Genomic DNA, 21,924 nt, shown 5'->3' with positions numbered 1-21,924 from the left:
TTCTCAGAACGCTTTGAAATCGGGCCGATACGGTGCGCCGCATGACGCTCGACTACGTGATCATCGGAGCCGGGCCGGCCGGGCTCCAACTCGCCGCCCTGCTGGAGCGCGACGGCCGCGACCATCTGGTGCTGGAGGCCGGACCGGCGCCGGGCACGTTCTTCGGCCGCTACCCGCGGCACCGCCAGTTGATCTCCATCAACAAGGTCTGGACCGGTTCCGACGATCCGGAGTTCAACCTGCGTTCCGACTGGAACTCGCTGCTCACCGACGATCCGGCGCTGCTGTTCCGGAACTTCAGCCGGCGCTACTTCCCCGACGCCGACGACATGGTGCGCTACCTCGCCGCCTTCGCCGACGGGCTGCGGGTCCGCTACGACACCCGGGTCACCCGGATCGCCCGCGACGGCGACCTGTTCACCGTCGCGGCCGGCGACGACACCCTGACCGCCCGCCGGGTCGTCGTGGCCACCGGCGTCTCCCAGCTGTACGTCCCGCCGATCGAGGGCGTCGACCTCGCCGAACGCTACGACACCGTCAGCGTCGACCCGGACGACTTCACCAACCAGCGGGTCCTGATCATCGGCAAGGGCAACTCGGCCTTCGAGACCGCCGACGCCCTGGTCGAAACCGCCGCCGTCATCCACGTCGCCGGCCCGCACTCGATCCGGCTGGCCTGGCAGACGCACTACGTCGGGCACCTGCGCGCGGTGAACAACAACTTCCTCGACACCTACCAGCTCAAGTCGCAGAACGCGGTCCTCGACGGCACCGTCGAGCGGATCGCCCGCCGCGACGACGGCGGCTACCGGATCGACTTCCGGTACGCCCGCACCCGCGAGTCACTGCGGCAGCTCGACTACGACCGGATCATCCTGTGCACCGGCTTCCGGTTCGACGCGGACATCTTCGCCCCGTCGGCGCGGCCCAAGCTGGTCATCAACGACCGTTTCCCCGAGCAGACCTCCGGCTTCGAGTCGGTGAACGTGCCCGGCCTGTACTTCGCCGGCACCCTCACCCAGCAGCGCGACTTCAAGCGCTCCACCAACGGCTTCATCCACGGCTTCCGGTACGGCGTACGCGCCCTGCACCGGATGCTGAACGCCCGGCACCACGGCACGCCGTGGCCGTCCACCACACTGGACGTCACCCCCGAGGCGATCACCGACGCGATCATCGCCCGGATCAACCGCACCTCCGCGCTGTGGCAGCAGTTCGGCGTCCTCGGCGACGTCGTCGTGATCGCCGACGGCGTCGCGCGCTACCACGAGGAGGTGCCGGTGGCCCACCTGCACGACGGGGGCCTGGGCCCCGCGCCGTTCGCCGTGGTGACCACCCTGGAGTACGGCCCGGACCACGACCAGGTCGACCCGTTCGACATCACCGTCCCCCGGATCGCCGAGAACGACGCCGAGCGTGCCCACGACGCCAGCTACCTGCACCCCGTCGTCCGGGTGCACCGGGGTGGGCAGGTCGTCGCCACCCACCACCTCGCCGAGAACCTGGAGAACAACTGGGACCTGCCCGGCGTGCACCAGCAGCCGCTGGCGCTGTTCCTCAAGGGCGTCCTGTCCGATGCGGGCTGAGCACGACGACGGCCGTCGCGCGGCGGAGCACCACCACGCCGACCGCCGCGCGACGGAGCCCGGCCGGCACGGCGGGCACGACCGGACCGGTCGCGGGTCGGCGGACCGCGACCGGTCCGGGGCCGCCGCCGGTGGTGAGCTGTGGCCGCAGCCCGTGCTGCGGTTGCTCACCACCGGTGGCGACCGGCCGGTCTTCGAGGACGGCGACCGGATCGTCGGCGCTGCCGAGCTGGCGGACCTGGTCCGGCGGACCGCCAGCGGCCTGCGCGCCGCCGGCATCGGACCGGGCAGCGGGGTGGCGTTGCGGATCGGGGTCACCCCGGAGGCGCTCGCCGGCGTCCTCGCCGCGTTCACCGTCGGCGCGCGGGTGTCCGGCATCCGGCCGGAGCTGACCCCGGCGCAACTCGACCGGCTGCTCGCCAGCGACGACGTGCTGCTCGTCGACGACGCCCGGCTCGCCACCCTGGCCGGGACCCGCGACGACGGTAGCCCGCTGGTCGCCGCCGGCCGGCCCGGCGACGTCGCCCGGATCACCTGGACCAGCGGCAGCACCGGCAACCCCAAGGGCTGCGCCCAGACGTACGCGGCGATGAGCGCGGCCTGGGCGGCCCACCCCGACCGGTGGCCACCGGCGATCGCCGAGCTCGCCCCCCGGCTGGGGCGCTACCTGGTCTTCGGCTCGCTGGCCAGCCAGGTGATGCTGGAGTACGGCATCCTCACCCTGGCCGCCGGGGGCACCCTGGTCGCCGCCCGCCCGCCCGGTTTCCCCGGCATGATCGCCCGGCACCGGGCCACCGCGAGCGTGATCACCGTCGGCAAGCTGCACCAGCTCGTCCGCGACCAGCGCGCCGACCCGGTCGACCTGGGCAGCCTGCGGGCGCTCGTGGTCTCCGGTTCCCCGCTCACCGCGTCCCGGCTCGCCGAGGCGCTCGACGTGCTCGGCCCGGTCGTCTTCCACGGCTACGGCCAGACCGAGACCGGGATGATCTCGATGGTCACCCCGGCCGAGCTGCTGGCCGACCCGGGCCGGCTCGCCTCGGTCGGGCGTGCGCCCGAGGTGGTCGACCTGTCCGTCCGGGACGCCGACGGCCGGCCGGCGACCGAGGGCGAACTCTTCGTCCGGACCCCGGCGCAGGCCGGCGCCTACTGGGGCGACCCGGCCGAGACCGCCGAGGTGTTCACCGACGGCTGGGTACGCACCCGCGACCTGGCCCGGTTGGACACCGACGGCTACCTGCACCTGTCCGGCCGGGTGCGGGACGTGATCATCGTCAACGCCAACCTGGTGTACGCCGGCCCGATCGAGCGGGTGCTCGCCGCCGACCCCGCCGTCGCCGAGGCGTACGTGGTCAGCCGTCCCGACGACGTCACCGGCGAGGCGGTGCACGCGTACGTGGTGCCGGCGGCCGGGTGCCCGGTGGACGTCGGCCGGTTGCGCGCCCGGGTCGCGGCGGCCCTGGGCGCGGCCGCCGTCCCGACGACCGTCGAGGTGATCGCCGGGGTGCCGGTGGGGCCGAGCGGCAAGCCGGACAAGCGTGCCCTGGGCGTGGGCGTCGGTTCCTGAGCGGCGGCTACCGTTTCCGCGCGACGAGCAGGTACTCGTGCGCCCGGTTGTTGACCATCGGGTCCCCGTCGGTGACCGGGCGCGGGTAGAGGTGGATGCGCTCGTCGCCGAGGGTGAGGTGACCGCCCAGCACCCGGCCGACGTCCCACGCCAGCGGCACGAACCGGTCGGCGACCCGCCGGTTCTGCACCGCGACGACCGCGTACGCGCCCCGCTTGAGCACCCGGGCCAGCGCGTGGAAGGCGTGGTCGAGGGCGGTCAGGTAGGCGGAGTAGTCGCGCAGCGCGTAGAACTGGCCGTCGACCGGGGAGTCGGCGTCGAGCGCGGTGCCGAAGTAGGGCAGGTCGGTGACGAGGAAGTCGACGCTGCGGTCGGGCACCGGGGGCCGGCGCGCGTCGCCGCAGATCATCACCTGGTCGGGGTACGCCTCCAGGCGGTGCGCCGCCTGCTTGGCCCGGTCCGGGGAGATCTCCAGGCCGATGCCGCGCCGGCCGGTGACCGAGGCCGCCACGAGGCTGGTCCCCCAGCCGGCGAACGGGTCGAACACCAGGTCCCCCGGCCTGCTGAACTCGGTGATCAGGGGGGCGATCTGACTCACCCAGCCGCACTGGCCGGCGGCGGCCGGCGGCGCGTGCCGCGGATCGTCGCCGGTGAGGACCACCCAGCTGGCAACTCCCATCAGTGACTCTCCCTGACTCGTACGAGGTCGGCGTCGCGACCGTCGGAGGAACCGGCGGCGGGTGCGCCACCGGGCGGGTCGGCGGCGGTCGGACCGCCGGGCGGGTCGGTGGCGGGGTCGCCGTGGGGTCCGGTGTCCCCGGATGACGGCGGGGTGGGCCCGGTCGCCTCCGGCGGGGGCGACGGTCGGACCGCCGCCGGGGGCAGGTGGGGTTCGAGGCGCAGCACGCCGACCGCCGACACCACCACACCGGCCGCCAGCACGAGCCACATCCCGGTCGGCGACAGCGACAGCAGCGCGGTCAGCACCGCCGGCGCCAACGCGCCCGGCACCGCCCAGGACAGTTGGTAGACGGCGAGGTGCCGGCCCCGGGTCTGCTCGGGGGCCGCGTTGACCACCAGCGCGGACGCGGTCGCCCCGTGCAGGAGTTCCCCGACGGTGAACAGCGCGGTCGCGGCGAACACACCGGCCAGCAGGACCGCGCCGCCGGCCGTCGCGCCGAGCACCGCGAACGACACGAACGACAGCCCGAACACGCCGGCCCCGGCCGCCACGGCCCGCGACCGGCGGAACCGGGTCAACGCCCGGGTGACCGGGATCTGCGCCACCGCGATGCCGATGGTGTTCACCGCGTAGAGCGCGCCGACGAGCGAGGCCGGCTGCCCCAGGTGCAGGGTGACGTAGACGGGCAGGCTCACCGCCAGCACCATGTAGCCGAACGCGGTCGGCACGTTGAGCAGGGTGAGGGCGAGGAACGGGCGGTTACGGGCCACCAGCCGGTAGCCCCGGCCCCGCGCCGCCCGGGGGTGCCGACGCCGGGCCGGCGGTGCACGGGGATCGCGCGGATCAGCCCGGCCGCGACGGTGAAGGCGACGGCGCTGGTCAGCACGATCACGGTGAACGCCTGGTCGGCCCGCACCGTGAGGGCCGCCCCGGCGAGCAGGCCGCCCGCGCCGAGGCCGGCGTTGCGCAGGCTCCGTTGCGCGGCGATCAGCTTGTCCCGGGCGCTGCCGCTGGCGATCTCGGCGACCAGCGAGTGCACCGACGGGGAGAACGACACGTCGCCGAACGCCACCACCAGCACCGCCAGGAACAGCGGCCCCGCCGAGTCGACCAGCGGATAGCAGGCGAAGGCGGCGGCGCGCAGCAGGTAGCCGCCCACCACCACGGCCCGCGCGCCGAACCGGTCGACGAGCACCCCGGTCAGCGGGTTGGCGATCAGGCCGAGCACCGCCGCCGCGCTGACGATCGCGCCGACCCGTCCCACGGACAGGCCGGTGCTGTGCTGGAAGTAGATCAGCGACAGCGGCAGGTACATGCCGCTGCCGGTGGCGTCGATCACCATCGCCGCCATGTAGCGGGCCTGGACTCCCCGGCCGGTCACGACGCCTCCCCGATCTGGATCTGCGCGGCGACCCGGTCGCCGAGCCGGCGTAGCCGCGCCTCGCACTCGGCCCGGGTCGGGGCGGCGGCGACGGCGGCGGTGAGGAAGTCGGCCGACCCGGCGGCCGGGGGGATCACCTGCCCGGGTCGGGCCCAGCACCAGAACCGGCGGACCCAGGGCTCGGTCGGCGGGGTGGGCACCGTACGGACCAGTCCGGGACGTTTCATCATCAGCAGCTGGCCGGACATGCTGCGCGGTCGCGGGCGGGCGTCGCCGGCGGGCCGGTCCAGCGCCGGTACGGGCAGCCCCAACTGGGTACGCAGCTCCGCCTCCGCCAGGTTGACACCGAACATCACCTCGAACACCTCGCGGATCTTCGCCCCGCCGCTGCGGCAGGCGATCTCGCAGAGCACGAGCCGGTCGTCGGGGGTGTGGAACACCTCCGCGTGGAAGGCGTGGTCGGTGAGCCCGCCGGGTGAGCGGGTGAGGGCGGCCAGCACCCGGTCGACGAGGTCGAGCAGCCGCCCGGTGAGCGGGTCGTCCGGGTCGAGGGTGACGTCGATACGCGGGCCGGGGTCGCTGCCGAACGAGGCGAGGTCGTACTGGTACTGCGACGGCCAGGCCAGCACGGTGCGGCCGGCCCGGACGAACCCGTCGACGTGGCACATCCGGCCGGGCACGAACCGCTCGACGAGGAGGTCGTCGCGGTCGCCGTCCCGGTACAGCTCGTCCAGGTGGGTGCGCAGCTCCCCGGCGGAGCGGACGATGCGCAACCCGACGGAGTTGTAGCCGGCCCGCTGCTTGAGCACCACCGGGTACCCGTGGTCGGCCGCGAACGCCCGTACCTGCTCCGCCGTGGCCGCCAGGGTGTGCGGGGCGACCTCGATGCCGGCGGCAGCCGCCCGGCGCTTCATCAGCAGCTTGTCGCGGAACGGCCGGATGTCGGCGGGCCGGGGCCCGGCAGCCCCCAGCGTGCCCGCAGGTCGGCGGCGAGTTCCAGGTCCGCCTCGTGCAGGGCGACGACGTGCCGGGGCCGGTGGCGGGCGGCGAGCGCGGTGGCGCGGGCCGCCACGTCCCGGTCGTAGTGGTCGAGCACCTCCAGGTGGGCCAGGCCCAGGGTGTCGGTCGGGACCTGCTCGCCGAAGGACTCGATCTTGTCGCGGGCGGCGAGCACCACCGCCGGCTGGTCGTGGTCGGCCAGCCAGTCCCGGTACGGGAACGGCTCCAGCGGATTGCGGTGCAGGATCAGCACGCTCACCTACCCCACCGCCCCGGTCAGCTGGTGCACCTCGGCGACCCGGGCGAGGTGCACCGCACCCCGGTCGTCGCGGATGCGGATGCGGATGAACTCGTCGACGATCCGGGCGCCCCGCTCGGCGGCGGCGGCGACGGTGGGGCCGGTGACGGCGACCAGGCCGAGCCGGTCCCAGTTGTCCCGCAGCGGGCGCACCTCGTCGCCGGGCCGGGCGCTGATCCGGACCGCCAGCACGTCGGGCTGGCCGGCCGCCTCCTGCACCCCCTCGACGGACAGCACCCGGCCGGGCGGGCCGACGACGGCACGCACGCAGCCCGCACCCCGGGGCGCGGGGCTGTCCGGCAACGGGTCGACCAGGCGGAACGGCCAGCCGACGGCGAGCCGGTCCAGGTCGATGCCGTAGACCGCGCGGACCAGTTCGGGGATGGCGTCGCCACCGTAGCGGTGGTGGCTCTCGATGATGCGGGCCCGGGTGCCGCTGAGGCGGACCTCGGTGTGGCAGGGGCCGTCGGTGAAGCCCAGGTGGTCGAGGAAGGTGCCGACGCACTCGCCGACCCGGTCCCAGGCGTCCTCGGTCAGCCGGGCCGGCACGGCGTGGCCGAGTTCGGCGAAGTGGCCCGGGTCGGTCATCTTCTCGGTGATCGTGACGACCACGTGCCGGCCGGCGAAGCTGAACGTCTCGACGCTGAACTCCCGGCCGTGGACGTACTCCTCCATCAGGAAGTCGTCGAGCACCAGCAGGGTGGACACCCGGTCGGTGCGGGTGCCCCGCAACCGGCACACCTGCTCCCACACGGCCTCGTGCCCGGACGGGTCGTCGACCCGGAACACCCCGATGCTGGCGGTGGCGGCGGTCGGCTTCACCACGAACGGGTACCCGTGCCGCAGGCCGAAGGCGTGCAGGTCGTCGAAGTCGCGCAGGGGCGCCGCCGCGACCGCCTCGGCGTCGCGGCGTACCAGGTGGCGGCGCATGGCCAGCTTGTCCCGGAACCGGCGGGACACCGGGTACGTGGTGCCGTCGAGGCCGAGCAGGTCACGGGCGCGGGCCGCGATGTCCAGGCCCGGCTCGGTCAGCGACACCACCTGGTCGATGCGCCACCGCTGGTGCAGCCGGGTCACGACCGGCGCGGTCAGCGTCCAGTCGGTGTAGTCCAGCACCTCCACGACGTCGGCCACCTGCCGCTGCCGTTCGGTGATCTTGGTGGGGTGCTGGAGCAGCAGCACCCGCAGACCGAGTTCCTTCGCCGCGACGGCGGTGTCGTCGACGCCACCGACGACAAGCAGTGTCCTCACGGGACCGTCCCCTCCGAATCTCCGGCGTCTCACGGACGCTCCGACCACATGCTCAGGTAGCGCTCCCCGGTGTCGGGGAGGATGACGACGATCCGCTTGTCGACGCTGCTGCGCCGGCGGGCCACCCGCAGCGCCACGTGCGTCGCCGCCCCGGAGGACACCCCGGCGAGGACCCCGACACGGCGGGCCAGCCAGCGGCTCGTGTCCGCCGCCTCGTCGTCGGTGACGGTGACGACCTCGTCGATCAGGTCCAGATCGGTGGTGGGCGCGACGAACCCGCCGTTGAAGCCGGGGATGGCGTGGGTCCCGGCCGTACCCCCGGACAGCAGCGGCGAACCCGCCGGCTCCACCGCGACCGCCAGCAGCGCCGGGTTGCGGTCCTTGAGATAGCCGGCGGTGCCGCTGAGCGTGCCGCCGGTGCCGACCCCGCAGACCAGGACGTCGACCTGACCGCCGGTGTCGGCCCAGATCTCCGGGCCGGTGGTCTCCCGGTGGGCCCGGGGATTGTCGTCGTTGTCGTGCTGCCGGACGAACCACGCGCCCGGCGTCATCGCGCAGATCTCCTCGGCCTTGTCGACCGCGCCCTGGTAGCGTGCCTCGCGTGGGGTCAGCACCACGTCGGCGCCGAAGCGGCGCAGCAGGCCGATCCGCTCCGGGGTGGCGTTGTCCGGCAGCACGATGATGCACCGGTGCCCGCGCGCCGCACACAACGCGGCCAACGCGATCCCGGTGTTGCCCGACGTCGCCTCCACGACGACGCCGCCGGGGCGCAGCCGCCCGTCGGCCTCCGCCGCGCGGAGCATGTAGAGCGCCGCGCGGTCCTTCACGCTGGCGGCCGGGTTGGCGCACTCCAGCTTCGCCAGCACGTCGGCGCCGGGCGCCCGGTGCGCGACGGGCAGGCGCAGCAGCGGTGTGTTGCCGACGAGATCGTCGATGCCGTCGGCGATGCTGGGTAACGGTCTCGGTGCGAGGGTACGGGTCGGCTGCGCCATGACGGTCTCCACCTCCTCAAGGGGCCGGGGCGTCAGTAGTTCGGCACCTTGCGCAGCAGGTGCTGCCGTTCGACGATCTCCGGCTGGTAGACCTGCGCCTGCCAGCGCTGCTCCTCCACCGGTTCCAGGGCGATGGACACCACGTTCGGGCTGCACCCGAAGGCGGCGGTGACCGCCTCGGTCAGCTCGTCGACGAGTTGCTGCTCGGTGTCCCGGTGCAGGTCGACCGGGAAAAACTTGATGTTGATGTGCGGCATCGGGTCCTCCTGGGGGGAATTGACGGGTCAACGGGGTACGGGACGCGGCGGGGTCGCGGCGGCCACGGCGGCGGCGAGGCGGGTGACCACCCGCCCGGCGGGTTCCGGCCGGGCGGACCGGTAGCCCGTGCCGGCCCAGAGCGCCATCTGCTCGGCGTCGCCGCGTGCCGCCGCCGCCACCCGCAACGGTTTGGTCAGGTGGTGGACCTGCGGGTAGGCGGCGGGGGCCAGCGCGTCGAAGGCGTCGACGAACCGGTTGCGCAGCCCCCGCGCCGGTCGGCCCGAGAAGGCCCGGGTGACGACGGTGCCGGGCCGGCCGGGGTCGGTCAGCGCGGCCCGGTACGCCGGATGGGTGCCGGCCTGCGGGGTCAGCAGCAGGGCGGTGCCGACCTGCACCGCCGACGCGCCGGCCGCGACCACCGCGTCGACCTGCGCCGGGCCGGTGATCCCCCGGCGGCGATCAGCGGCACCGCGACGGCCCGCCGGACCGTCCCGACCAGTTCGGCCGTGCCCGGCTGCGGGTCGGGACGGAGGTCCGGGGTGAAGCTCGCCCGGTGCCCGCCGGCGTCGGCGCTCTGCACGCAGAGCGCGTCGGCCCCGGCCGCGACGGCCACCAGCGCCTCCGTGACGTCGGTGACCGTGACGACGACCTGCGACCCGGCGGCGTGCAGCCGGTCGACGACCGCCCGGGACGGGCAGCCGAAGGTGAAGCTGACCACCGGCACCCGCGCGGCGAGCAGCACCTCGATCTTGTCGGTGAAGTGGTCGGTGTCCCGCTCGGGCGGCTCGGGCAGGGTCACCCCCCACCGGGTGGCCCCGGGCAGCAACGCCTGCCGGAACCGGGCGACGGCGGCCCGGTCCACCGGCCGGGACTCCGGCACGAAGACGTTGACCCCGAACGGTGCGGTGGTGCTGCGACGGACCTGGTCGATGTCGGCGGCCAGGTCCGCCGGCCGGAGGTAACCGGCGGCCAGGAAACCGAGCCCCCCGGCGTCGCCGACGGCCGCGACGAGGGCGGGCGTGCTGACTCCCCCCGCCATCGGCGCGCCGACCACCGGACGCGCCAGGGGGCCCGGCCCGCTCACAGCCGCCGGCCCTCGGTCGCGAAGGCCGACCGCGCGCCGACCGTGCGGTGCCGGTGCAGCACCCGGTCCACCAGCAGGTCGGCGGCGCCGACGTAGTGGGCCGGGTCGAGCAGGCTGGCGACCTCGGCCGGGTCGAGGACGGCGGTGACCCGGGGATCGGCCGCCACCAGGTCGCGCAGCGGCTGCCCGGTCTGCACCGCCCGGCCGGTCAGGGTGGTCAGCAGCTCCTTCGCCACCGCCTTGCCGAGCAGCGGGGCGAGCCGCACGGCCAACCGCTCCGAGGCCATGAACTCCCCGGCGAGGTCGAGGTTGGCGCGCATCCGGCCGGGGAACACCGTCAGCCCGGCGGCCAGCTCGGCCGCCGCGTCGGCGGCCCCGCCGGCCAGCCGCAACGCCTCCCGGAACGGCTGCCACTCGGCGTGCCAGGCGCCGCCGGGGCGTTCGTCCTCGGCGACGAGGCAGTGCGCGACGGTCGCGGCGAGCAGCGGCAACTGGGTGGCCGCCGCCCGGATCCGGGTCGCCAGCACCGGGTTGCGTTTGTGCGGCATCGCCGAGGACACCCCGCGTCCCGGGCCGGTCGGCTCGGCCAGCTCCCCGATCTCGGTACGCGCCATGACCTGCACGTCCGCCGCCATCGCGCCGAGCACGCCGGTGGTGAGGCCCAGCACGCCCGCGACGGCGTGCAGGGGCGTACGCACGGTGTGCCAGGGCGCGTGCGGCTCGGCCAGGGACAGTTCGGCGGCGAAGGCGTGGATCAGCTTCTCGGCGTAGCCGTCGTCGGTGTCCCCGGCCAGCCGGGCGAACTCCAGGTATGCGCCGAGGGTGCCGGCGGCCCCGCCGAGCTGCACCGGCAGCCCCTCGGCGAGCAGGGCGTGGATCGCCTGCCGCGCGTCGAGGACGCCGGAGAGCCAGGTCGCCGCCTTCAGGCCGAACGTGGTCGGCACGGCGTGCTGGGTCAGGGTCCGGCCGGCGAGCGGCGTGCCCCGGTGCCGGTCGGCGAGGGTGGCCAGCGCGTCGGCGGTGGCGGCCAGGTCCGCGTCGATGACCCGCAACGCCCGCTCCGCCACCAGGATCAGCGCGGTGTCCAGGATGTCCTGGCTGGTGGAGCCGCGGTGCACGTACTCCGCGGCGGCCGGGTCCAGCGCCGTTACCAGGTCGGTGAGCGCGGCGACCACCGCGACCACCGGGTTGGCCGTCTCGGTCGCCCGGCGGGCCACCGCGTCGAGGTCGATCCGGCGGGCGTCGGCGACGGCGGTGATGGTGTCCGCGTGTTCCCGGGGCACCACCCCCATCCGGGCCTGGGCCCGCACCAGGGCGGCCTCCGCGTCGAGCATCGCCTGTAGGACCGCCCGGTCCCGGACGGCGTTCTCGATGCTCCGGTCGGCGCTGCTGGGGCTGAGCAGCCCGTGGTCGAAGCCTTCGGTCATGTCGTCACCGCTCCCGTCGTGGTGGCCGCCTGCGCGGTGAGGGCGAGCACCGACAGGCTGATCGCGTCCGCGTCGCCGAGCATCACCGAGTTGACGCCCGGCCGCGCGCCCGCCGCGGTGGCCCAGTGTGCGCCCTCGGTGGGCACCCCGAACACGAACCGCCGGGCGTGTCGCTCGCCGGCGGCCGACACCGGGTGGAACGGCCGGCCGGTCACCGCCAGGCCGCCGGTGACGTGCGGCTCGGCCTCCCGGTCGGGCACCACGTGCGGCGCGCAGGACCGGTGCGCGAGCATCCAGCCGAGCAACGGATCGGCGGTACGCCGCAGGTCCACCTCCGGCAGCCGCGCCTCGATCATGGCGGTCACCACGTCCCGGCTCCCCGGCGTCCGGGGCGACTCGACGAGGAACCCGGCCCGCTCGGGGTACGGCGTCACCCGCATCTCGGCCCCGACGACCCGCAGCACCCCGGCGCGGATGAGCGCGGCCAGCTGCTCGACCCGGTGGGCCGGCGGTCCGATGCTGAGGAAGGCGTTCATCGGGGTGTACCAGCGGTCCAGGTGCTCGCGGTGCGAGGCGCCCCGCAGACCGCCGTGGTCGACGGCGAGTCGGACCTCGTTGCGCAGGTCGCGCAGGACGTCCATGGCCGCCTTGAGCGGGCCGCTGACGTTCCCCTCGTCCGCCGTGCGGGCGTCCTCGTCGAGGTAGCGCAGCATCCACTCCTGCAACGCCGCCGACCCGGTGAAGGTCTCCTCGCGGGCCGGGTCCAGCACCGTGTCCCAGTCCCACCGCTCGGTGATCCCGTAGCGCTGGCGGATCTCCTCCTCCCGCGCGTCGCCCCGGGGCGTCTGGAGGTACTCGGCCTCGAACCGGCGGGCCTTGCCGCGGCAGCCGGCCCGGCGCAGCACCGCCACGTAGAAGGCGGTCTCCACCTCCTTGGCGATCAGCGGCCACAGGTCGGTCATGAAGTCCATCGCGACGCCGTCCCGGGCCGCGCGCAGCCGCTCGACCAGCGCGACGGTGAGCACCCGCGGCTCGTGCCGCCCGTGTGCGCCCTTCTCGTTGCGGCCCCGGGCCCGGTACGGGATGCCGCGCCGGGAGCCGGCCAGCAGCTGCGGCTCCAACCCGGACGGCAGGTAGGTCAACCGGCCGTCGTCGGCGCGGACGTAGCGGCCGGCGCGGCCCTCGGTGAGCAGCGCCAGGTAGTCGAAGAAGCAGAGCCCGAGCCCGCGCAGCAGGGTGGGTTCGCCGGGCCGCACCATCGACAGGTCCACGTCGGCCGGGTTGGCCGGCAGGATGTACGTCAGCCCCCGCTCGACGGCGAACTCGGCGAGCGTCTGCTCCTGCGCGGTCGGGGTGACCGGGTAGTGGCCCTGCGCCAGCACCACCGCGTCCAGGCCGGGGAGCCGGTCGCCGGTCTGCAACTGCACGCACTGCCGGCCGTCGGACTCGTCCCACAGCGCGACGGCGACCGTGGCGTGGGCGCGGACGCTGACGTTCGCCGGCGCGGTGCCGACCACCCGCCGGTAGACCCAGGCGAGGTAGTGGCCGAACAGCCGGCGGGTGGAGTAGGTGTCGGGCCCCACCGCGCGCAGCTCCTCGGCGACGTCGGCCGGGAACTGGCCGAGGTCGCCCATCAGCACCTGGAACCGGGCCCACTCGTAGAGGCTGGGGCCCTCGCTGAGGCGGCCGGCCATCTCCACGGTCGGGTCGGTGAACACGGTCACCTGGGAGGCCACGGTGTTCATCAGCAGCCGGTCCGACTGGTCGGCCCGCCACACCCGGCCCGCCCCCGGCGGGTACGGGTCGACGACGTCGATGCGTACCCGCCGGTCGGGGTCGGCGGCGGCGTTGCTGACCAGGCGCTCCAGCACACAGAGCCCACGCGGCCCCATGCCGACGATGCACACCGACAGCGGATCACTGGTAGACATCGACGTCCTCCCGGTAGCCGCCGCTGAGCAGCGCGCGCAACGGGGCGGCGGCCTTCAGCAGCATCTCGTCGAACTCCCCCTCCGGATCGGAGTCGAGGATGATGGCCCCGCCCGCGCCGACCCGCATGCCGTCGCCGGACAGCACCGCGGTGCGGATCACGATGTTCAGATCGGCGGTGCCGTTGCAGCTCAGGAAGCCCAGCGAGCCGGAGTAGATGCCCCGGGCGGTGGTCTCCAGCCCGTCGATGATCTCCAGCGTCCGCAGCTTCGGCGCCCCGGTCATCGAGCCGCCGGGGAAGCACGCCTCGACGCAGTCGACGGCGCTGGCCTCGGCCCGCAGCCGGCCCCGGATGGTCGAGACGAGCTGGTGCACGCTCGCGTACGACTCGGTCTGCATCAGCTTGGGGACGGTGACGCTGCCGACCTCGCACACCCGGCCGAGGTCGTTGCGGAGCAGGTCGACGATCATCAGGTTCTCGGCGCGGGTCTTGTCGCTGGTGGTCAGCTCGTCGCGCAGCGCCGCGTCGACCGTCGGGTCGGGGTGCCGGGGAGCGGTGCCCTTGATCGGCTTGGTCTCCACCACCCGGTCGGCGGTCAGCCGCAGGAAGCGCTCCGGGGAGGAGCAGGCCACCTCGATGTCGCCCAGCCGCAGGTAGGCCGAGTAGGGCGCGGGGTTGTACCGGCGCATGGCCCGGTAGAAGGCGAACCCGTCGCGGGGGCGCGGCAGGCGCAGCCCGTTGGTCAGGCAGATCTCGTAGCTCTCCCCGGCGACCAGTTCCCGCTTGCAGGCGGCGATGTCGGCCAGGTACTGCTCCCGGTCCCGTTCCAGCGACGCGACCAGCGAGGTGGTGTCGACCGGCGGCGGGGTGAGCGGGGTGACCGGTCCCGCCTCGGGGATGGCGGTGAGCTGCTCGGCGACGGTCTCGACCCAGTCCTGCGCCGCCTCGTCGCTGCCTTCGCTGCCGTCGGAGAGGGCCACCAGGTAGGTCTGCCGGTCCCGGTGGTCGACCGCGACGAACCGGTCGGCGAAGATCCAGTACGCGTCCGGGGTGTCGGCGCGGTGCGGCCCGGCGGCACCCAGGTCGCCCTTCAGCTCGTAGCCGAAGTAGCCGACGTAGCCGCAGGTCAGGTCGGTGGGCAGGGCCGACGAGTCGAGGTGGATGCCGGCCAGCCTCTGCTGGAGGTAGGACAGGATGGTGCCGGGCACCCGGGTCGGGGCGTCGGCCGCCGTGGCGACCTCGACCGCGCCGGTGCCGACGTCGTAGCGGACCACCTCGGACAGCGGCCCGGAGGCGTCGCCGAGGTAGGAGAAGCGGGACAGTCCCTCCTCGACCCGGGCGCTGTCCAGCCAGAAGGCGTGGGTCGAGTCCCGGAACAGCCGGGTGAACGCCTGCTCGGCGTCGGTCTCCCAGCCGAGGGTGCGCACGTGCAGCCGGTGCGTCGGCGCGGCGATGGGCGGCGGGGCGGCCACCTGGATGCTCTCCCGGGCCTGGTGGGCCCGGGTCAGGTCGCGGAAGTTGCCGAGCAGGGTCTGCCCGTACTCGGTGCAGATCGACTCGGGGTGGAACTGGAGCCCCCACATCGGCCGGTCCACGTGCCGCAGCCCCATGATCACCCCGTCCTCGGCCCAGGCGGTGGCGACCAGTTCCGGGGGCAGGTCCGACACGCACAGCGAGTGGTAGCGCACGGCGGTGAAGCGCTGCGGGATGCCGGTGAACAGGCCGTCCCCGTCGTGCGTGATCGACGCCAGGTGCCCGTGCCGGGGTACGGGCGCGGAGTGCACGGCCGCCCCGTGCCCCGAGGCGATGCCCTGGTGGCCCAGGCAGACGCCGAGCACCGGCACCGGGGATTCCGCGATGACCTGTGCGGAGAAGCCGAAGTCCTTCTCCCGGTCGGGCCGGCCGGGTCCGGGCGAGATGACCACGTTGTCGAACCGGCGCAGATCCAGGGTGGCCACGGCCGGGTCGTCGTGGCGGACGACGGTGGGCTCGACGCCGTTGACCACGGCGATGAGCTGGAACAGGTTGTAGGTGTAGGAGTCGTAGTTGTCGACCAGCAGGGTACGCACTGATGCCTCCTCCGCTCGGGTCACGAGGTGTGTGGGGACTGGTGTTCAGCGGTGCATCGCGGTGACGAGCGCGTCGACGACCGCGTCGGCCTGCTCGTGGTTGAGCCGCGGGTCGCACAGCGACCGGTAGGCGCGGCCGAGCTGGCTCTCGTCGACCACGCCCGCGCCGACGCACTCGGTGACGTCGTCCGCGGCGATCTCCAGGTGCAGGCCCGCCGGCTCCCGGCCGTGGCTGCGCAGCACCTCGACGAACGTGGTCAACTCGCCCACGATGGTGTCCAGGTGGCGGGTCTTCACCCCACCGGCACCGCGGACGGTGTTGCCGTGCATGGCGTCGCACATCCAGGCGACCGGGTGCCCGGCTTCGGCCACCGCCCGGACCAGGGCCGGCAGGTGGTCGGCGATCTGCCGGTGGCCCATCCGGCTGATCAGGGTGAGCCGGCCGGGCCGGCGGTGCGGGTCGAGCAGGGCGCAGATCCGCAGCACCTCGTCGACCGTGGCGCTGGGACCGACCTTGACCGCGACCGGGTTGCCGAGCCCCGCCAGGAAGTGCAGGTGGGCGCCGTCCACCGCGCGGGTGCGCTCACCCACCCAGGGCAGGTGCGTCGAGCGCAGGAACCACTCGCCGCTGGCCTCGTCGAGGCGGGTCAGCGCCTGCTCGTACTCGAGGATCAGCACCTCGTGGCTGGTCCGCACGCCGCCGCCGGAGCGGGCCAGCTCCGCCACCACCTGGCGGGCGGTGTAGTAGCAGGACAGCAGCCGGTACGGGTCGGCCTGGCGGGCGGTGGCGGTGGCCTCCGGCTCGTTGACCATCAGGCCGCGGAACACCGGCAGCAGTTGGCCGTCGACCGCTTCGAAGGGCTCCGAGCGGGGCTTGGCGAACTGGCCGGCGAGCCGTCCCACGCCGATGGTCGGGCGGCGCAGCTCACGGGCCAGGCGCTCGCCGAGGGCCGTGATGGCCCGGTGTTTGGCCCGTGCCGAGGTGGTGGCGGCCATGCCGAGCGGCTCGGCGCAGTCGCCGGCCTGGAGCACGAACGCCTCACCCACGCTGGCGCGGGCGATGTCCTCCCTCAGCCGCCTGATCTCCGCGACCTCGGTCAGCGCGGGCAGGCCGGACAGGTAGTCGGCGACAGCGTCGAGTTCGTCCCGGTCCGGCCAGGTCGGCTGCTGCGCGATGGGCAGCGTACGCCAACCGGCGGGGCTCCAGCTGTCGATGGTGGGCGCCTCGGGGCGCCGTACGAGAAGCCGTGGTGATGGCATGAAGTCTCTCCCCCTGTATTCTTCGGGGCGGCCCGGTCACCGAAGAAGGCGCCGCGATCCGGTACGGACCGTATAGGCGCAAGAGACGATTGGCACAGGGCCATGTTTGCCATCTCGCTAGTACCACTGGGATTGGCACCTGACTATTTGGCTACATGGACCTTTGGCCCCCGGCGAACGACTTATACGCTCTTCCTCAATGCCGCCCGGCTGTTCGAATGCGAACGACCGGTAAACTGCTCGACAACCGTCGTCAGGCGGGTCACGCCGGAGAGGATCTTCTCGGGTGGGGTGGCCGCGTAACCGAGGACCAGGCCCCGCCCGATGCCTTCGAGTTCGTCGCCGAACGACGACAGCGGATAGACCCGCAACCGCGCCTCCCGACCCAGCCGGGCCAGGCGTTGTTCGTCGGCGGTGTCGGGCAGGCTGGCGACCAGATGGGTGCCCCGTGGCGCGGTGTCGATCGTGACGAACCCGTCGAGCCGGCCCCGCAGCGCGCCGACGAGAATGTCGCCGCGTTCCCGGTAGACGTCGCGCATTCGGCGTACGTGCCGGGCGAGGTGATTCGCCTCGATGAACTCCGCGAGCGCCGCCTGGGTGAGGATGTTGAGCGAGTTGACCGTCGCCCGCTGCACCTCGGTGACGATGTCGACCAGATCCGGCGGGACCACCAGATAGGCCAGGCACAGCCCGGGGAACAGCACCTTGCTGAAGGTCCCGACATAGATGACGCGCCCGTACTCGTCGCCCTGGTGCAGCGGCGGGCCGGGATTCTCCGCCCAGAACTCGCCGTCGTAGTCGTCCTCGATGATCCAGGCGTCGCGGTCCCGGGCCCAGGCGAGCACCTCGGCCCGACGGGCGGCGGACATCCGCACCGACAGGGGGAACTGGTTGTTGGGCGTCACCACGGCCATCCGCGCGTCCGGGTGGCGGGCCTGGCCCACGGCCACGCACATGCCCTCGGCGTCGACCGGGACGGGGCAGGTGTCCGCGCCGGCGGAGTGCAGGGCGCCCCGGATGGCCTGCAGGCCCGGGTCCTCGACCAGCACCTTCTCCCCCGGTTCGAGCAGGGTCAGGGCCATCACGTGCACGGCGATCTGGGCGCTCGGCTGGATGATCACCTGTTCCGGGGTGCACCGGACGCCCCGCATCAGCCCCAGCATGGCCGCGATGCCCTTGCGCAGCGGCCAGTAGCCGGCCGGGTCGCGGTGGGTGTAGAGGGCGCTGGTGAGCTGGTGCGACTTGCTGAACATGATCTGGCCCCAGACCTTCGACGGGAAGAGGTCCAGGGCGGGCATGCCGAGGGTGAACGGCCGGTCCGGGTAGCGCAGCTGGTCGTGCGCCGGGGTGAAGTAGGCCGCCGCCTCGGCCATCCGGCGGGCGGCCCGGGTGATCCGCAGGGGGGTCTTGGCGGCCGGCCGGGGCAGTTGGGACTCCATCTCCCGCACGCTCTGCCGGGTGGCCACCCGGGTGCCGGAACCCACCCGGCCGTCGAGGTAGCCCTCGGCGAGCAGCCGGTCGTAGGCCACCAGCACGGTGTTGCGGGAAACCCCCAACTCCTTGGCCAGGGTACGGGTGGCCGGCAGTCGGGTGCCCGGGGTGAGTTGACCCGCCTCGATGCTCCACCGTAACTGTTCGTACAACTGTTGGTAGAGCGGCGCCGATGAATGACGGTCGATGAGGAAACCGCTTCCCGGCAGGGCGGGAGACTCACGTGGCATGCATTTGTCCTTGCCCGATCGGGCGCGGCCGGGATTGCATGTGTGCCCGGCCGCGCTGACGATCCATCTCCCGACCGAGGCGGCTCAAGAAACGGAAATGACCATGCCTACAACTTAGCTACTGACGGAAGCGCGACGGACCCGGCCGGTAGGACGATTCCCGACACAAGTTTGTCCAACTGGGCCGCGTTGTCCACGATGTACGGAAAGGTGGTGCTGGAGTCGGCCGTCCGGCCCTCCGGCCGGCGCGGCAGGGTCACCGGCATCGCCGCGTCCAGAATGGACCGTCCCGCCGGACGCGAGGTGGTCAGGTCGACGACGCCGCCCGCGGCCAGCGTCCGGTAGCTGGCCAGTTGGCCGGTGAGGCTGCCGAGCCCACCCGCCGCCACCACCGGCCGGCGTTCCGGCTGCCGGACGGCGGAGTCCAGCGCGAACCCGGTCAGCCCCACCACCAGCGGCGAGCGGCCCGGGTCCAGATAGGCGATCTTGCAGACGTCGTCCTGGTCGGCGCAGATGTCCGGCCGGACGCTGGCCTTGGCCGGTTCGGTCAGGTCGACGCCGAGCACCCGGTAGCGCGGACGTGCCCCGGTCAGCCGCTCGTGACACTGCAACACCGCCGCGCCCGTCGCGTCGGTCAGCACCACGTCCGGATCGCCCAGCAGGTCCGCCGACCAGGGGCTCGGCGTCTGGATGGGCGTCGAGATCACCACCGCGCCGACGATCAGCCCGGCGATCAGCGCGACCAGCCCCTCCGCGCTGCCCATGGTCAGGATGGCCAGCCGGGTCTGCGCGCCGTCACCCGGCTCGCCGATCCGGCCGGCCAGCGTCGCCGCCTGGCGCAGCAGGTCGCCGTAGGTGATCGACGACTCGCTCTGGTTGGGCAGCTGGAACCGCACCGCCTGGCCGGTGGCCCACCAGCCGTCGGAGAGCAACTCCTCAAGCCAACGCATGATCCCTCGCTCCGGTCGAGACGACGCCCTTGGACTTCAGCAGGAACAGCGACAGGTTGCCCTCGTGCGGAATCCCGGGCGTGCTGTCCCAGGGTAGGGTCAGCCCGCACGTGACCTTGCGGACGCTCGGATCGGCCACCACGGCGGCCCGCAGGTCGGCGTCGTCGGTCAGCAGGTTGAGCACCAGCGCGTCACCGAGGGCGGCGGTGCCGTCCGTACGCCGCCAGGGCGCCACCACGACGAACGGGAACGGCAGCTCCACACCCACCGCCGGATGCCGCACGTCGTCCGTGGACAGCACGGTGGGCAGCGGCCGGTGCGACCCGTCCGGCAGCCGCACCAGCGGGTCCACGCCGGCCGCCGTGTGCACCACCACCCCGCCCGAGGTCAGCCCGGCGAGCTGCCGGCGCAGGCCCTCGGCGCGGGCGGCGTCGACGACGGGCAGGGTGGCGTCGGGGGCCGACACCTCCGGGCTGGCCAACGCGTCGAAGCGGGCGGCGAGCGCGGCGGCCACCTGCCGGGGATCGCCGGTGGTCAGCACCAGGGAGATGTTGTTGCACCGGGTTCCGCCGTCGTGCGCCGCGCTGACGGTGAGATGGTCGAGAACCTCGTCGGTCAGCGGCCGGTCGAGCAGGACCCGGCTGCGCCCCGGCCCCCGGGTGGTGACCGTCGCGCTGTCGGCCCACCGCCGTACGGCGTCGCTGCCGCCGTACACGATGCCCCGGTCGGCGGCCTCCAGGAGGTACTCCCCCACCGCGCGCTCGCACGGCAGGAAGGAGATCCGGTGCTCCGCCAGGCCGGCGGCGAGCAGGGCGAGGGTCAACCGGCGGGCGGTGAAGGGCTCCCGGGTGCCGGGGCGCACCAGCACGCTGTAGCCCAACGCCAGCGCGTGCAGCCACGAGTCGTTGGGGGCCGGGTGGTTGCTGGCCATCACGGCCGTGAAGAGCCGACCGGCCGGCACCCAGGCCGTGTCGTAGCCGTCGCCGAGCCGGGTGCCGGGCAGCTCGGCCCGGGTGGTGGCGGGCAGGTGGGTGAGGCTGCGCACGATGTCGGCCACGGCGTTGCGGACGGTCACCCGGGGCAGGCCGGCGGCGAGCGCGACCCGCCGCTCGTACTCCTGCGGGGTCTCCCCGTCGAGGTCGGCGGTGGCGAACAGGTCGGCGGCCCGCAGCAGCAGGTCGTGCCCGACCGGAGCGCCGTCGGCCGCCCGCCGGGCCCGGGTCACCGCCCCGACGGCCATCAACCGGGGCGCCGTCCCCACCTCGCCCAGCAGGTCGCCCCGGACGTCGGCGAGCGGGGCCCGGTCGAGGCTGCGCACCGGCCGGCCGCAGACGATCGGCTCCACCACGATGCCGTCCACTCAGTACACCCCCTCGATCACCCGGACGTCGCCCACCTCGGCCACGGTGCCGACCTCGGCCAGGCCGTCGACCATGGCGTCGCCGACGGGCTCCACCCGCACGGCGGTGTCCCGCTCGATGACGTTGGGCAGGAACATCTCGTCGCTGACCAGACTCAGCCGGACCCGGCCACGCTGACCGTAGTCGACCACCGCGCCGTCGTCGTCGACCACGTCGATCCAGACCGCCTCGGCGTACGGCTCGAACACGCACAGGTGCCGGTCGTCGGGCTGCCGGGGCCGCTGCGGGGCCACCCCCATCAGGGTGTTGCCGTAGATGCCCACGATCGTCGTGTCCGGGAAGAACACCTCCTCCACCTGACGCAGGCTCTCCGGGCTGAACGAGGTGCCGGCCCAGATGATCGTCTCGACGGTCCGCTCGACGGCCGCGTGCAGCTCCGGGTCGGCGCAGATCGCCTCGATCAGCGGGGGCGTCGTGCTGAGCACCTTGACCGGTTGCGACCGCAGCACCTCGGCCGCCTGGTCCAGCAGGTGCCGTACGTACCGCTTGACCGTGTCGGCCTCCCCCGCCGCCACCAGCTTCTTGACCCAGCGCGGGTCGAAGTCGACCGTGTGGAACAGGCCGTTGCCCAGGGCGGCGTAGCGGGCGCAGTCGTAGGCGAAGACGTGCGGCCCGCTCGGGCCGAGGTGCAGCCAGTGCGCCGGGTCGGCGATGTGGTGCGCCCGCAGCCGCTGCATCGCCCAGGTGAGCAGCCGACGCCGGTAGTCGCGGTCGATGATGCGCTTGGGCGCGCCGCTGGTCCCGCCCGACTCGTACACCCGGAAGCCGGTGCCGGTCAGGCCGCGCGGGATCAGGTCGCCGACCGGGACGTGCCGCAACTGGTCGGTGAGATCCGGGAACCGCACCAGGTCGGCGGCCCCGTCGATGTCGCGTAGCGGATCGAAGTCGAGCAGCCCGCGCTGGCGCAGCCAGAACGGCGAGCCGGTCTGAGGGTCGAAGTGCCATCGCAGCAGCCGCCGGAGCCGCTCGTCGAAGGTCTCGACGCGGCTCGACGCCACCGCCGTGGTCATCGTGTTCATGCTCGCTCCTCGCCGATCGTCTGGTGGATGGG

The 21,924-nt window shown here is 73.8% G+C and carries 18 protein-coding genes and 1 pseudogene; 2 read left to right on the top strand and 17 right to left on the bottom strand.

What is annotated here, in order from left to right; translation table 11 throughout:
• Window positions 1-41 precede the first annotated feature (41 nt).
• Together FJK98_RS14195 and FJK98_RS14190 are read left to right on the top strand one after the other, a co-directional pair.
• Window positions 42-1,586, top strand: a complete 1,545-nt coding sequence (locus FJK98_RS14195; RefSeq protein WP_145919437.1) for an NAD(P)-binding domain-containing protein — start codon at window positions 42-44, stop codon at window positions 1,584-1,586.
• Complete coding sequence (locus FJK98_RS14190; protein ID WP_145919436.1) at window positions 1,576-3,150, top strand: class I adenylate-forming enzyme family protein; 1,575 nt, start codon at window positions 1,576-1,578, stop codon at window positions 3,148-3,150. Before FJK98_RS14195 ends, FJK98_RS14190 begins: the two co-directional genes overlap by 11 nt.
• A gap of 7 nt (window positions 3,151-3,157) precedes the next feature.
• Here FJK98_RS14190 and FJK98_RS14185 read toward each other — a convergent pair whose 3' ends face one another.
• The 17 genes and pseudogenes from FJK98_RS14185 to FJK98_RS14115 all read right to left on the bottom strand — a co-directional run bounded on the left by FJK98_RS14185 (window position 3,158) and on the right by FJK98_RS14115 (window position 21,892).
• Window positions 3,158-3,829 carry a TRM11 family methyltransferase gene (locus FJK98_RS14185; RefSeq protein WP_145919435.1) on the bottom strand — a complete coding sequence of 224 codons (672 nt, stop codon included), beginning with the start codon at window positions 3,827-3,829 and terminating at the stop codon, window positions 3,158-3,160.
• The gene (locus tag FJK98_RS14180; RefSeq protein WP_168222465.1) at window positions 3,829-4,602 is read right to left on the bottom strand and encodes an MFS transporter; all 774 of its coding nucleotides are present in this window, start codon (window positions 4,600-4,602) and stop codon (window positions 3,829-3,831) included. The genes FJK98_RS14185 and FJK98_RS14180 overlap by 1 nt, the downstream gene beginning before the upstream one ends.
• Window positions 4,524-5,213, bottom strand: coding sequence for an MFS transporter (locus tag FJK98_RS33210; RefSeq protein WP_168222464.1), 690 nt, complete (start codon window positions 5,211-5,213; stop codon window positions 4,524-4,526). The genes FJK98_RS14180 and FJK98_RS33210 overlap by 79 nt, the downstream gene beginning before the upstream one ends.
• Entirely contained in the window at window positions 5,210-6,127 is a 918-nt protein-coding gene (locus tag FJK98_RS14175; protein ID WP_205789448.1) for an acetyl-CoA carboxylase biotin carboxylase subunit family protein, read from the bottom strand. Before FJK98_RS14175 ends, FJK98_RS33210 begins: the two co-directional genes overlap by 4 nt.
• On the bottom strand, window positions 6,127-6,471 hold the full coding sequence (locus FJK98_RS33595; RefSeq protein ID WP_205789447.1) for a hypothetical protein: 345 nt from the start codon (window positions 6,469-6,471) through the stop codon (window positions 6,127-6,129). Before FJK98_RS33595 ends, FJK98_RS14175 begins: the two co-directional genes overlap by 1 nt.
• Window positions 6,472-7,761, bottom strand: coding sequence for an ATP-grasp domain-containing protein (locus FJK98_RS14170; protein WP_145919433.1), 1,290 nt, complete (start codon window positions 7,759-7,761; stop codon window positions 6,472-6,474).
• Window positions 7,762-7,790: 29 nt separating this feature from the next.
• The gene (cysK, locus tag FJK98_RS14165; protein WP_194820995.1) at window positions 7,791-8,753 is read right to left on the bottom strand and encodes a cysteine synthase A; all 963 of its coding nucleotides are present in this window, start codon (window positions 8,751-8,753) and stop codon (window positions 7,791-7,793) included.
• Between the two features lie 32 nt (window positions 8,754-8,785).
• Window positions 8,786-9,010, bottom strand: a complete 225-nt coding sequence (locus FJK98_RS14160; RefSeq protein ID WP_145919431.1) for a tautomerase family protein — start codon at window positions 9,008-9,010, stop codon at window positions 8,786-8,788.
• A gap of 27 nt (window positions 9,011-9,037) precedes the next feature.
• Window positions 9,038-10,050: pseudogene (locus FJK98_RS14155) on the bottom strand (nitronate monooxygenase).
• A 41-nt stretch (window positions 10,051-10,091) separates the two neighbouring features.
• On the bottom strand, window positions 10,092-11,522 hold the full coding sequence (gene pcaB / locus FJK98_RS14150; protein WP_145919430.1) for a 3-carboxy-cis,cis-muconate cycloisomerase: 1,431 nt from the start codon (window positions 11,520-11,522) through the stop codon (window positions 10,092-10,094).
• A complete protein-coding gene (locus tag FJK98_RS14145; protein ID WP_145919429.1) occupies window positions 11,519-13,453 on the bottom strand; it encodes an FAD/NAD(P)-binding domain-containing protein in 1,935 nt (644 codons plus the stop codon). The genes pcaB and FJK98_RS14145 overlap by 4 nt, the downstream gene beginning before the upstream one ends.
• Window positions 13,440-15,521, bottom strand: coding sequence for an aminodeoxychorismate synthase component I (gene pabB, locus FJK98_RS14140; RefSeq protein WP_145919428.1), 2,082 nt, complete (start codon window positions 15,519-15,521; stop codon window positions 13,440-13,442). Before pabB ends, FJK98_RS14145 begins: the two co-directional genes overlap by 14 nt.
• Window positions 15,522-15,566: 45 nt before the next feature.
• The gene (locus FJK98_RS14135; protein WP_145919427.1) at window positions 15,567-16,781 is read right to left on the bottom strand and encodes a 3-deoxy-7-phosphoheptulonate synthase; all 1,215 of its coding nucleotides are present in this window, start codon (window positions 16,779-16,781) and stop codon (window positions 15,567-15,569) included.
• Between the two features lie 182 nt (window positions 16,782-16,963).
• Window positions 16,964-18,502 (bottom strand): PLP-dependent aminotransferase family protein, encoded by a 1,539-nt coding sequence (locus tag FJK98_RS14130; RefSeq protein WP_145919426.1) that lies wholly within the window; start codon window positions 18,500-18,502, stop codon window positions 16,964-16,966.
• 107 nt (window positions 18,503-18,609) lie between these two features.
• Window positions 18,610-19,452: a hypothetical protein gene (locus tag FJK98_RS14125; RefSeq protein ID WP_145919425.1), complete on the bottom strand. Its 843-nt coding sequence runs from the start codon at window positions 19,450-19,452 to the stop codon at window positions 18,610-18,612.
• Window positions 19,439-20,812 carry an aldehyde dehydrogenase family protein gene (locus tag FJK98_RS14120; protein ID WP_145919424.1) on the bottom strand — a complete coding sequence of 458 codons (1,374 nt, stop codon included), beginning with the start codon at window positions 20,810-20,812 and terminating at the stop codon, window positions 19,439-19,441. Before FJK98_RS14120 ends, FJK98_RS14125 begins: the two co-directional genes overlap by 14 nt.
• A complete protein-coding gene (locus tag FJK98_RS14115; protein WP_205789446.1) occupies window positions 20,813-21,892 on the bottom strand; it encodes a hypothetical protein in 1,080 nt (359 codons plus the stop codon).
• Window positions 21,893-21,924: the final 32 nt, after the last annotated feature.

It is taken from the genome of Micromonospora sp. HM134 (assembly GCF_007833915.1).
GTDB classification, from domain to species: Bacteria; Actinomycetota; Actinomycetes; order Mycobacteriales; family Micromonosporaceae; genus Micromonospora; species Micromonospora wenchangensis.
The sequence above is the reverse complement of the archived record's forward strand: the minus strand, read 5'-3'. Positions and strand labels throughout refer to the sequence as shown.

What these genes read in the sequence shown, in the direction of transcription:
- FJK98_RS14195 (WP_145919437.1), top strand. Translation starts at nt 42, where the DNA reads ATGACGCTCGACTACGTGATCATCGGAGCCGGGCCGGCCGGGCTCCAA.
- FJK98_RS14190 (WP_145919436.1), top strand. Translation starts at nt 1,576, where the DNA reads ATGCGGGCTGAGCACGACGACGGCCGTCGCGCGGCGGAGCACCACCAC.
- FJK98_RS14185 (WP_145919435.1), bottom strand. Translation starts at nt 3,829, where the DNA reads ATGGGAGTTGCCAGCTGGGTGGTCCTCACCGGCGACGATCCGCGGCAC.
- FJK98_RS14175 (WP_205789448.1), bottom strand. Translation starts at nt 6,127, where the DNA reads ATGAAGCGCCGGGCGGCTGCCGCCGGCATCGAGGTCGCCCCGCACACC.
- cysK (WP_194820995.1), bottom strand. Translation starts at nt 8,753, where the DNA reads ATGGCGCAGCCGACCCGTACCCTCGCACCGAGACCGTTACCCAGCATC.
- FJK98_RS14160 (WP_145919431.1), bottom strand. Translation starts at nt 9,010, where the DNA reads ATGCCGCACATCAACATCAAGTTTTTCCCGGTCGACCTGCACCGGGAC.
- pcaB (WP_145919430.1), bottom strand. Translation starts at nt 11,522, where the DNA reads ATGACCGAAGGCTTCGACCACGGGCTGCTCAGCCCCAGCAGCGCCGAC.
- FJK98_RS14145 (WP_145919429.1), bottom strand. Translation starts at nt 13,453, where the DNA reads ATGTCTACCAGTGATCCGCTGTCGGTGTGCATCGTCGGCATGGGGCCG.
- FJK98_RS14135 (WP_145919427.1), bottom strand. Translation starts at nt 16,781, where the DNA reads ATGCCATCACCACGGCTTCTCGTACGGCGCCCCGAGGCGCCCACCATC.
- FJK98_RS14130 (WP_145919426.1), bottom strand. Translation starts at nt 18,502, where the DNA reads ATGCCACGTGAGTCTCCCGCCCTGCCGGGAAGCGGTTTCCTCATCGAC.
- FJK98_RS14125 (WP_145919425.1), bottom strand. Translation starts at nt 19,452, where the DNA reads ATGCGTTGGCTTGAGGAGTTGCTCTCCGACGGCTGGTGGGCCACCGGC.
- FJK98_RS14115 (WP_205789446.1), bottom strand. Translation starts at nt 21,892, where the DNA reads ATGAACACGATGACCACGGCGGTGGCGTCGAGCCGCGTCGAGACCTTC.